The sequence below is a fragment of the Aequorivita aquimaris genome (genome assembly GCF_001573155.1).
Lineage (GTDB): Bacteria > Bacteroidota > Bacteroidia > Flavobacteriales > Flavobacteriaceae > Aequorivita > Aequorivita aquimaris.
This window is the reverse complement of the sequence record NZ_JRWG01000001.1, coordinates 578431-590973: the sequence shown is the minus strand read 5'-3', so window position 1 is coordinate 590973 and position 12543 is coordinate 578431. Positions and strand designations below refer to the sequence as shown.

General features: G+C 41.3%; 6 protein-coding genes. 1 reads left to right on the top strand and 5 read right to left on the bottom strand.

The window, feature by feature from the left end:
- Positions 1–54 precede the first annotated feature (54 nt).
- Positions 55–5877 carry a M36 family metallopeptidase gene (locus LS48_RS02670; protein WP_062619684.1) on the top strand — a complete coding sequence of 1941 codons (5823 nt, stop codon included), beginning with the start codon at positions 55–57 and terminating at the stop codon, positions 5875–5877.
- Between the two features lie 83 nt (positions 5878–5960).
- Here LS48_RS02670 and LS48_RS02665 read toward each other — a convergent pair whose 3' ends face one another.
- The 5 genes from LS48_RS02665 to yidC all read right to left on the bottom strand — a co-directional run bounded on the left by LS48_RS02665 (position 5961) and on the right by yidC (position 12515).
- Complete coding sequence (locus LS48_RS02665; RefSeq protein WP_062619678.1) at positions 5961–6902, bottom strand: NAD(P)H-dependent flavin oxidoreductase; 942 nt, start codon at positions 6900–6902, stop codon at positions 5961–5963.
- Positions 6902–8536: a S8 family peptidase gene (locus tag LS48_RS02660; RefSeq protein ID WP_062619677.1), complete on the bottom strand. Its 1635-nt coding sequence runs from the start codon at positions 8534–8536 to the stop codon at positions 6902–6904. The genes LS48_RS02665 and LS48_RS02660 overlap by 1 nt, the downstream gene beginning before the upstream one ends.
- Before the next feature lie 7 nt (positions 8537–8543).
- Entirely contained in the window at positions 8544–9734 is a 1191-nt protein-coding gene (gene mnmA, locus LS48_RS02655; protein WP_062619676.1) for a tRNA 2-thiouridine(34) synthase MnmA, read from the bottom strand.
- A gap of 132 nt (positions 9735–9866) precedes the next feature.
- Positions 9867–10556, bottom strand: coding sequence for a toxin-antitoxin system YwqK family antitoxin (locus LS48_RS02650; RefSeq protein WP_062619674.1), 690 nt, complete (start codon positions 10554–10556; stop codon positions 9867–9869).
- A gap of 72 nt (positions 10557–10628) precedes the next feature.
- Positions 10629–12515 (bottom strand): membrane protein insertase YidC, encoded by a 1887-nt coding sequence (gene yidC, locus LS48_RS02645; RefSeq protein ID WP_062619673.1) that lies wholly within the window; start codon positions 12513–12515, stop codon positions 10629–10631.
- Between the last annotated feature and the right edge of the window lie 28 nt (positions 12516–12543).

Here is a 12543-nt window from a genome sequence, read left to right as displayed (position 1 = left end):
TGATAATAAAGATTTTATCATACATTTATAGAACTAACTAAATCAAATTTCAAAATGAAAAAATCAACACTACTCTTGATGGTGTTGTGCATGCTGACATTTCAGTTTTCGGCGCAACACAAAAACCCAGAAAAAGAAAAAGAAGCGGCGCGATTAGCCACAGAACTTTCAACCATTTCGCTAAAAAACCTTATTACACAGAAAAGTGATTCTTATGTAATTACTAAAGAGCATGTAAGTAGCATTAGCGGTATTCGCCATGTCTATATACGGCAAGCCATCAATGGGCTTGAAGTATACGGCACCGAATCCAGTGTGCATTTTGACAAAACTGGAAAAGCGATAGTGGAACACAACAAATTCTTGGCTGATGTGAAAGCAACCGTTAAGAGTAGTTCGCAAGGAATTTCAGCTAGACAGGCGGTAACTTCTGTTGCAAGCCAAATGGGTTACACAATTACAAATCTTCAAGAAGTAAAAAGCATTGGAGGTAAAAATAAAGCTACTGTCTTTAATAAAGCCGGTATTTCCTCTGAGGAAATTCCTGCCAAATTAATGTATTATTATCGGGAAGGTGTTGGAACCTATTTAGTTTGGGAGCTTTCCGTAGCCGAAAAGACTTCTTCAGATTGGTGGAATTTTCGCGTAGATGCTTCAACCGGAAAAATAATAGACAAAGACAATTGGACAATTTCCTGTAATATTTTGGGAGATCACGAAGATCATGTCCATGCATCAGCTACGCCGCCGACCCCGTTCATTGGCCCAATGAATGAGCCTGTTAAAAACAATGCTGTTGTTTCAGGAAGTTTTGCACCTCCCGCAGCAAGTTATAGAGTGTATGCAATGCCTGTAGAAAGCCCAAATTACGGAACCCGTACATTGGTAACTAATCCGGAGAATTTAACGGCCTCACCTTTTGGATGGCATGATACAAATGGAGATGATACTCCAGAATTTACCAATACCCGCGGAAATAATGTGGATGCGTATGATGATGATAACGCAAATAATAATCCGGACGGTAAATATGCTTTTAGCCCGGGCGGAAATTTGATTTTTGATTTTCCGCTAAACACTACATATAGTGCTGGTAATCAATCTGAAAATGCCGCAATTACTAACTTGTTTTATTGGACAAACATTATACACGATGTAACGTATCAATATGGTTTTGATGAAGCTAGTGGAAATTTTCAGCAGAATAATTACGGAAACGGCGGTGCTGGTAATGATCCGGTAAATGCTGAAGCCCAAGATGGATCTGGAACTTGTAATGCTAATTTTGCAACACCTGGAGACGGAGCTAGACCGCGTATGCAAATGTATGTTTGTAACTCTAGGGATGGTGATTTGGATAATATGGTAATTATCCACGAATACGGTCATGGAATTTCAAATAGATTGAGCACATTAGGTGGAGCAGAACAAATGGGAGAAGGCTGGAGCGATTATTATGGCTTAATGCTTACAATGGAAAGTGGGGATGCTGGGCCAGACTCAAGAGGGGTTGGTACTTGGTTGATTGGCGAAGGCCCGGGCGGACCAGGTATAAGAACTTGGCCGTACAGTACTAATTTTGGGGTAAACCCACATACATACGATGATATTAAAACTGAAGTAGCGCCACACGGGGTTGGCTCGGTTTGGGCAGAAATGTTGTGGGAAATGACTTGGGAGCTTATAGCTATCCATGGATTTGATACAGATTTTTATAATGGTACCGGCGGAAATAACATTTCTTTGGCGTTGGTTACCGAAGGCTTAAAATTACAACCAAGCCAACCTGGTTTTGTAGATGGTCGTGACGCTATCCTAGCTGCAGATATGGCAATGTACGGTGGGGCCAATCAGTGTGCTATTTGGGAAGCTTTTGCAAGAAGAGGTCTCGGCTATAGTGCCATTCAAGGTTCTTCTGGAAGTAAAACTGATGGTACGGAGGCTTTTGATTTACCACCATCTTTTTCAGATTTGGATGTTATTGATGAAGTATGCCTTTCCGATGGAATACAAACAGGTCTTTCAGGTGGTAACCCGACAGGAGGTGTTTATAGTGGTTCCGGTGTAACCGATGATGGCAATGGAACGACTTTTACTTTCGATCCAAGCGTTGGTGGCCCAGGTTTGGTAACCGTAACGTATATAGTGAACGATTTCTGTACGGGAGCGCCAACTACTTTAACAGATGATATTAATGTAACCAACGACCCCCCAGAAATTATATGTATGGGCTCTGGAAATGTGCCGATGACTGGTTCACAAACAAGCAGCCCAGGAACGGCAATTCCTGATAATAATCCTACAGGAGTTACGGTAACGATGAATGTTACGGAAAATGTTTCCATGACGGATTTGGATGTAAATCTCAATATATCCCATACTTGGGTTGGTGACGTAATTGTTACAATAAAATCACCATCGGGAACAATGGCTACAATAATTGATAGGCCTGGAAGAACAACAAGTGGATTTGGATGTTCAGGAGATAATATTGTTGCTGTTTTAGATGATGAGGCTGCCACTGCTGTGGAAAATGAATGTGCAGGATCAGTGCCTACAATAAATGGTTCTTTCATTCCAAACAACCCACTGTCAGTATTTGATGGAGAAAGCACTATGGGATTATGGGAGCTTACGGTTTCTGACGTTGTGAGCCCAGATACTGGTACAATAAACAGTTGGGGTATAGATTACGATTATGAAGTAACTGCGCCCGTATTGGACGTTACGCTTGACGGTAGCGGAAACGCAACCGTAAACGCAGAAGATTTATTGTTCAGTGTTTCTGTTGATTGCGGAGGATATACAGTATTGGCTGGAAGCCCGTTAGCAGCCACGGTGAGTTTTACCTGTTCTGACACAGGCTTGAATACAGTTGCTGTTGAGGTAACAAATGACAACGGTGCAACTTCAACCTGTTCTGCCATAGTAAATGTTATTGGCGGCGGAGGCGGTGGAGGTCCATTTAATTGTCCGGGAGATATTACCCAAGACAACGATCCAGGTATTTGTGGTGCAGTTGTAACTTATACGGTTGAGTCTCCTTCGGGTTGTGGCGGTTCTTCGCCTTTGGCAACTGGAGTTGCTACTTTGGAACTGATTTCTTCAGCAGGCGGAACAGGAAATAGATCTGGTGTTAGTTATAATCCCTCAGCAGACAGGTACTATAGTGTAAATGCTGGATCTAGTGCATATCCAATAGACTGCTTTGATGGCACTTCAGGAGCTATTATTAGTAGTGTTGTTAGTGGTTTAGATTATAGAGGGGCATGGTGGAATCCTTCCCTAAATCAATCTGAAGGGAATGGTTTTAATTTAGGCGGAGTAGTTCTTACGAACCTAGCGGGTGATTGTCCAGACGGAACAACAACCCCAATTCTTCCGGCAAATCAACCCGATATCCAATCTTGTGGTGATTTGGATTATGATAACAATGAAATAATCTACTATAATGCAGGCTCCATCACCCAAGTAGACAGAGCTTTGGGTACCACAAATGCAATACTGGCACTTTCTGGAATTCCTGGAGGTTCAGTGTATGCATCATATTCTGTAGGATACACAGGTATAGTTGGGTATGAGTATGCAATCTATGATAACACAACCCAATCTGTTCATTTATATGATCGTGCAACTGGTGCTTATGCCGCTGCAAGTTCAATCGGTTTGACTACAAGTGATTTCGGGTTTGCTTATGAAAATGGACTAGCATGGATATATGCAAACGACAGATGGAACGGCTTTACCATTTTTGGTGCTGCAAGTGGAATTATCACCCAAACAGCAGGTTTGGCAAGCGGAAGTACTTTCCCTGTGGGAACAACCACCAATACTTTTGAGTATGACGATGGTGTAAACCCCGTACAAACTTGTTCTTTTGATGTAATTATTAATGACACCGAAACTCCAGCGGCAGTTTGCCAAAACATAACCGTTCAGTTGGATGCTTCTGGAAATGCTTCAATAATTCCTGCCGATGTTGATGGCGGAAGTACTGATAATTGTGGAATCGCTTCCTTAAGTGTTTCTCCAAGTACTTTCACTTGCGCAAATGTAGGTGTAAACAATGTTACCTTTACTGTAACTGATGTCAATGGAAACTCAAGTACCTGCACCGCAGTAGTTACTGTGGAAGACAATATAGCTCCAGGGGCAGTTTGCCAAAACATAACCGTTCAGTTGGATGCTACTGGAAATGTTTCCATTACTGCTGGTGATGTTGATGGAGGCAGTACCGATGCCTGTGGAATTGCAAGTACTTCAATTGATATTACAGATTTCACTTGTGCAGATATCGGTCCTAATAACGTGACCTTAACGGTAACTGATGTAAATGGAAACTCAAGCACTTGCGTAGCTGTGGTAACTGTGGAAGATGACCTCCCACCAACAATAGTTTGTCCTGCAAATATTACTGCAAATACAGATTTGGGAATGTGTAGTGCAGTTGTAAGCTTTCCAATGGCCTTAGGTCAGGATAATTGTAGTGTTACTGTTTCCCAAACAGGTGGTCTTGCAAGTGGAAGTGCTTTTCCGGTAGGGGTTAATACAGTTGAGTTTACTGCAACAGACGGTAGCGGAAATACAGTAGTTTGTAGCTTTACCATTACGGTTGTTGATAATGAAGCGCCAACCATGGTTTGCCAAAACATTACAATTCAATTGGACGCTTCAGGAAATGCATCAATAACTGCAGCCGATGTTGATGGAGGATCTACTGATAATTGTGGAATTGCAAGTATATCGGTTAGCCCGAGTACTTTTGATTGTAGCGATGTGGGTGATAACCCTGTTGTATTAACCGTTACGGACGTTAATGGAAATTCCAATACCTGTACGGCAATCGTAACTGTAGAGGATATTACTCCTCCCGTTGCAGTTTGTCAAAACATTACGGTTGAACTGGATCCCGTAACCGGAACTGTAACTATTGCTGGAACAGATATTGACGGTGGAAGTACCGATGCCTGTGGAATAGACACCTATAGTTTGGATATTGATACTTTTGATTGTTCAAACATTGGCGATAACACAGTAGTACTTACAGTAACAGATGTTAATGGAAATATTAGTACCTGTACGGCTATCGTAACTGTTGAAGATAACACAAATCCAGAGCTTGTCTGTCAAGACTTTACGCTGGAACTTGGGGCTAATGGAACAGCTACGTTAGATCCAAACGATGTAATAGCAAGTAATACTGATAATTGCGGAATTGCAACTGTGGCGGTAGATATTACTGAATTTAGCTGTGCCGATATCGGCACCCCTGTAACTGTTCAGGTATTTACAAGTGATGTAAATGGAAACTTAAGCACTTGTACGGCTGTAGTAACTGTGGTGGATTTATTGGCGCCAGTACTTACTTGTCCTGCAGATCAAACGGTTGATCCGGGAGCTGGTAATTTATTTTACATTGTTCCAGATTATTTCGCAACAGGAGAAGCAACAGCAATTGACAACTGTACCGATCCCGTTACTTTAACTACACAAGATCCTGCAGCAGGCACACCTTTATCTGATGGTGTTTATACCATTACACTAACTGCGGAAGATGAATACGGAAATGTATCTACTTGTACATTTGAGCTAACTGTTGAGAGTGTCTTGGGCGCTGGCGACAACAATGCTGATATTGGAAGTTTACAAATGTATCCAAATCCAGCCCAGCATACCGTAACGATCGGAAATCCACAAAGTCTATCTCTTGAAAAACTAAGTATTTTTGATTTAAGAGGAAGAATGGTAAAATCAATCGATCTTAAAAGTATGGGAACCGAGAAAACAATTGATATTTCTGAAATGGCCGCCGCTACTTATCTTGTAATTATTCAAGGTGAAAACGGACAGACCACCAAAAGGCTTATCAAGGAATAAACATTTGGTTTTAATTAAAAAGAAAACCCTTCCAAATTTAAGTGGAAGGGTTTTTTATTTATTAAAAGTTGATATTATAAAATTTATAAATTGATTATTTCTTTCTTTGCTTTTTCAAATTCGGCAACCATATCCTTCAGAATTTGGGCTGCAGGTTTTATATCATGGATAAGCCCCGCAATTTGACCAATTTCCAATTCGCCTTCTTCCATATCGCCTTCAAACATACCGCGTTTGGCACGGGCGCGACCCAAATGTTTTACAAGGTCTTCCTTAGAAGGATTTGTGGTGTAAAGTTGCATTACGCTTTCAAAAAACTTGTTCTTCAGCATACGTACGGGCGCCAACTCTTTTAAAGTAAGTTGTGTGTCGCCTTCTTTGGCATCGACCACCATTTGTTTAAATGCACGATGCGATGAGGCCTCTTCCGAAGCAACAAAACGGCTTCCCACTTGTACGCCATCAGCTCCTAAAACCATAGCGGCTAACATCCCCCGACCGGTTGCTATTCCGCCAGCAGCAATCAAAGGGATCTTCAACTGTTCTTTCACCATTGGAATTAAGGTGAAAGTTGTAGTCTCTTCACGACCATTGTGCCCTCCAGCTTCAAATCCTTCGGCAACTATCGCATCCACTCCAGCTTCTTGTGCTTTTAGCGCAAATTTCACACTGCTAACCACATGAACCACAGTAATTCCGTTTTCTTTCAATTTTGAAGTATACGTTTTTGGATTTCCGGCTGAGGTGAAGACAATTTTCACACCTTCTTCAATAATTATGTCAATTATTTTATCAATGTCAGGATAGAGCATTGGCACGTTTACACCGAAAGGTTTAGCTGTAGCTTTTTTACATTTTTGAATATGCTCCCTAAGAATTTCAGGATACATAGAACCCGCCCCCAGTAAGCCTAAGCCACCCGAATTCGAAACTGCACTGGCAAGTCGCCAGCCACTATTCCAAATCATTCCAGCCTGGATTATTGGGTATTCAATATTAAAAAGTTCGGTAATACGGTTTTGCACTACTTCTTAATAATTTTATAGCTTGTTGTTTTGTTGTTTGAAGTAATTGAAGCTATATACATTCCTGAAGAAAGTCCAGACACATCGATACTGTTTTTAAAAGTTGTAATATTTGTTTGAAGGACTTTTTCTCCTAAAATATTGAACAATGAAAATTCAGCACTTTCCGAACTTTTAGGGAATGAAATGTTTATTTGGGTACTCACTGGGTTTGGATAAAGTGCAAAATGGTAATCCTGCATCTGCTCCTCTACGCCCAATAAAAGCAATGCATTTAAAGCATCTCCAAAATCTGGAATACCATAGCCCATTTGGTTTGTAGGGTTGTTATATTTATCTGCAGATTCACGAATAGCTTGCATAACAACACTATTCTTTAAGTTGGGAACAGCTTGCCATAATGAAGCAACGGCGCCAGCAGTAATCGGTGAGCTAAATGATGTACCACTAGCGGTGGTAACATCTCCAAATTGATCCACAATAGCAGCATTACGACCCTTTGCCATTACATCAGGCTTCACCCTCCCATCAACTGTGGGGCCAATAGCACTGAAACTCACGTAATCTCCACTACTATTTACGGCTCCAATGGTAAGCACACCAGGAGAGTCGGCAGGGCTTCCCACCCATGGAAAACTCTCATTGCCATTATTACCGGCTGAGTTAACCATAATCATTCCTTTGTCATAAGCGTGATTTGCGCCACGTGCGCCTAAGGTAGTTTGCCCGTCCAAATCTTCGTAAGTATATGTATACTGAGGATAATTAGGTGAGAAATCGCGATAGCTTAAAGAAGTATTTACTACATAAACCCCAAGGCTGTCAGCACGTTCCAGTGCTTCTACCCAATAGGCTTCCTCAACAGGATTTTCATCACCTCCATCTTCTGTAACAAATAAATAATACGAGGCATTTGGAGCAGTGCCCACAAAATCTCCGTCAAGAAAACCTGCGGCATCACTGAAAGTTGAAGATCCATGACTTCCAGTACCATTTGGATTTGTTACTCGGTCTACAAAGTCATAATAACCTAATAATCTCCCCTCATTCCGAAGCGTGGCATATGCAGGATTGGTCAATACGCCCGGATAACCATTATCCATAAATGCAACTATAATATCTTCTCCGGTATAATCATTTTCGTGCAGGTAATCAACATTTAGCATGGTGGTTTGGTTTGTAGCATCACCATAATTGTATATTACCCTTTCTTGGTTTTCAATTTCAAACTTATCTTTAGCAATTGGAGTCTCAAATGGTCTGTTCAAGCTCTTATCCATAAACTCCACTGCTGTAACGAAATTTAGGTTTAAAAGATTATTGATATTGGTTTCCGTTCCACGAACGTAAAGAGCATTCATCCATTTTGATTTTGCATAAACGGTAATACCTGTAGCGGCTTCAATTGCAGATTTTTGGGTTTCGTTTAAAGGTACATCGCGATCGTCAATAGAGGTGCCTTGAGCGGTTTTTCTATCAATGGCTGCTTGGGATAAAATGGTTGATGGGTCTGCTAAAGCTGCTGCCACAACGGCAGGATCCTTAGCTTCCAAAAAAACAAGTGCGTCTTCTATTTGTCCAAAACTAAGCGTAGAGACAAAAACCAAGATTAAGAGGGGTAATTTTTTCATCATATTTTTTTTAAGAGATTACACCGCTCCCCAATAACTCGTTGGTTTTATACCAAGCAACAAATTGGCCTTCGGTTATGGCGGATTGCGGGTTTTCAAATATAACATAAAGTCCGGATACTGTGGCGTGTATTGTGGCTTTTTCCAAAGGTTGTCTATAACGGATACGTGCCATCACCTCCATTTTTTGGTTTTCGAAAAGTTTGAGATCTTCTCGAATCCAGTGGATTTCTTCTTTTTTAACAAAAAGTCCGCGTCTGTAAAGACCCGGATGGCTTTTTCCTTGCCCTGTGAAAATAATATTCTCGTTCACATCTGTATCAATCACAAAAAGTGGTTCTTTGTTTCCGCCCACGGCCAAGCCTTTACGCTGACCTTTAGTAAAATAATGTGCTCCGTGGTGCACACCAATCTTTTTACCATCCGACAAAGAATAGGTATGTTTTGAAGCAAGATATTGTAGTTCTTCTTCTTCGGAAGTAAAATTCGGAGTTTCCAATTTATATTCCTCGAAATCTGAAGGCACCTCTACAATAATGCCATCTTTTGGAGCCAATTTCTGTTGAAGAAATTCGGGCAGCCTTACCTTCCCAATAAAGCACAATCCTTGCGAATCGCGTTTTTCGGCGGTAATTAAATTTTGTTCCGAAGCAATTTTTCGAACCTCCGGTTTCAACAATTCCCCAATTGGAAAGAGAGTTTTGGAAAGTTGCTCCTGCGAAAGTTGGCACAGAAAATACGATTGGTCTTTGTTTGGATCCTTTCCCGCGAGCAATTGATATATCTCTTTTCCGTCTTTTTCAATGGTGCCTTTCCGGCAATAATGCCCCGTTGCCACAAAATCTGCTCCCAGCCCGAGGGCGATTTTCATAAACACGTCAAACTTTATTTCACGATTGCACAGTACATCTGGGTTTGGGGTACGGCCCATTTGATATTCGCGGAACATATAGTCAACGATGCGTTCTTTGTATTCCTCGCTTAAATCTACCGTTTGAAAGGGAATGCCCAGTTTTTCTGCCACGAGCATTGCGTCGTTGCTGTCCTCAAGCCATGGGCATTCATCAGAAATGGTTACGGAGTCGTCGTGCCAATTCTTCATAAATAGCCCAATAACGTCGTAGCCCTGCTCTTTTAAAAGATAGGCTGCAACGCTGGAGTCAACGCCTCCGCTAAGACCGACAACTACTCGTTTTTTCATGATTATTTAAATGTGTGCAAAGATACGGCTTGAAAGCACCAAATTCCAAACTCCTAATTATAACGAAATCATAAAACGGCAAAACTCAAATAAATCTGAAGGTACTGCTTTGGAATTTGGGATTAAAAAAAATTATTTATCAGTTTTTGGATAGGTTTCCTCCAAAATCACTTTCCCATCCTTGTAGTATTTCCAGAGTCCGTGCTTTTTTCCTTCTTTATAAAAACCTTCAATTATTACATTGCCATAAGCATCATAATATGTGGCGGTGCCCTGAAGTTGGTCGTTTGTGTATAGTAACTTTTTCAATAGAATTCCGTCAGGAGAATAATAATTGTCCTCACCTTCCTTTATCCCGTTTTTATATGTGGTTTCTTGGGTAATTTTTCCGTTGGGATAATAAGTAATTACTTTACCGTCCAATTTTCCGTCATTATACTGCTCGCGCGTCATAACATTGTTGGACTTTTCGTGGTAATAGACCCATTCGCCAATGCGGTCCTTGCCCTGCATTTTTCCTTCACTTACCAGTTTTCCCTTTACGGTGAAATATTTTACCTCGACGATATCGTCTTTCCCCGTGAAGTTTTTAATGACCATCGGCTGGCTTTTGCAATCTTCACAATAAAACTTGAATTCGCCCACTTCCTTTCCGTGTTCAAAAGTTCCCTCATAGCGAAGCTGATCGGTGCCTTCAAAGGTTTTTTTCCAAAGACCGTGGCGTTTTCCCTGTGCGTCCATTTGGTTTATTTCGCTTTGTGAAAAGGAAACTTGGGAGCAGAGTACAATTCCGAAGAAGAAAGTTAAAGCATTTTTTTTCATTGTTCATTTACTTAAAAAGCAAACGCTTAAATCTAAAATCTATTTTCAAACATTTTAAATCTAAAGAAAAATCTAACGTTTTCCGGCTTTTTTCTGTTGCTCGGCCTGTTCCATCATCTCGGCCATTTTGCGTTGAAACTTGTTTTGTTTCTTTGGCGTGGCCTTTTTCACCTGAATCTTGGCGTGTACCTTGTCTTCATCTATGATGAAATTTTTGATTACGAGCATAATACCAATGGTAATCAAGTTTGAAACGAAGTAATACAGCGAAAGCCCACTCGCATAGTTGTTGAAGAATACCAACATAAACAATGGCGAAAGGTACATAAGGAATTTCATGTTCGGCATTCCCGGCTGCTGCTGTTGCTGCATGTTTGCGCCCATGGTCATCATCATATAAACAAAGATGGCAATAGAGGCCAAAATAGGGAAGAGACTCACGTGGTCTCCATAAAATGGAATGTGGAACGGCAATTCTGCAATGGTATCATAGCTGGAAAGGTCATCTGCCCAAAGGAAACTTTTCTGCCGCAAATCAAAAGCCGAGGGGAAAAACGTAAACAGCGCATAAAACACCGGAATTTGCAACAAAGCTGGCAAACAACCCTTCAGCGGGCTGGCACCGGCGGAGTTTTGCAGCTTCATGGTTTCCTGTTGGATTTTTAAGCTGTTGCCTTTGTACTTTTCCTTTATCTCGTCGAGTTCGGGTTTCAGCACTTTCATCTTTGCCTGGGCCAAATACTGCTTGTACTGCACTGGCGAAAGCATAAGTTTTATAAGAATCGTCAAAACGATGATGGCAATTCCCGCGGGCAGAAAATCGGTTAAAAAGCCGAATAACGGAATGATAATGTATTTGTTTATCACCCCAAAAATACCCCAGCCCAACGGCATGGCTTCGTCCAGATTACGGCCGTATTTTTTGAAAATTTGATAATCGGATGGGCCGTAGTACATATTCATATTATACGACAACGCCCCATTTTTTGGCTCCAAAAGCATCTTTGCACCGTATCGCTTGGTGAAGGTAGTATCTACCTCTTCGTCTTTCACCAAATCAACGGAAGTTAATTTCACTTCCTTGAAAGGAGTATCGGTAAGTAGCATGGAGCTGAAGAAATGCTGACGGAAATTCATCCAGGTTACGTCCTTCTCTAGTTCATCATCTTCGCCCGAAGGGGAAAGTTTTGAGTGTTTTTCGTCATCGTATTCATAGGTTAAACGCGAATAACGGTTTTCGTATGAAATACTCTTGGCGTGGCGATAGCCCTTTAACTGCCAGTCCAGGTACATCGGCTGCGAAGTATTGATAATACCGTCCAAGCCTTGGCTGTTGATGCTGAAATCCATCATATATTCACCCGGATGCAGGGTATAACGGTATTCAATAAACCCGTTTTCTGAAGTTTTCAGCTTCATGGAGAGCACTTGGTCATCGCCATTTTTGCTCAAGGTAGGTTCAAAATATAGTTCTTGTGAGTTTAGCGTTCGGTTTTCTGAAGTAAACTGAAGATTTAAGGAAGCAGTTCCATCCTTTATCAAATACACCGGAACGGAGTCATATTTGGTGAAATTTTTCAAAAGCGCTTCCGTAATGTATCCGCCTTTATTGCTTATTTCCAAATAGAGCACATCGTTCTCCAAAACCGTTGTGGCATCGGTTGCCGATGGAAGCGTTTCAGAATACGCAAAGGAACCGAGCTTGTTCTTTAACTGTTCAAAAGCCAGGGAATCACCTTGTTTCACAGCGTTCATGGTATCTGAGGTTGCCTGCGCAAGTGTAACTTCATCTGTGGGTTTGGCAGCTTCTGCCTCTTGTTTTGCAGCGGCTTCGGTCTTGGCTTTTTCCGCCTGGATTTCTTCCTCGGTAGGTTTGTTGAGGTACAACATCCAGATTAGGATACCGCCGATTAATAAAAAACCAATAAGTGAGTTAAAGTCGAATTTCTTTTGTTCCATCTTTTATTTCTTCTTTTGAAATTAATCA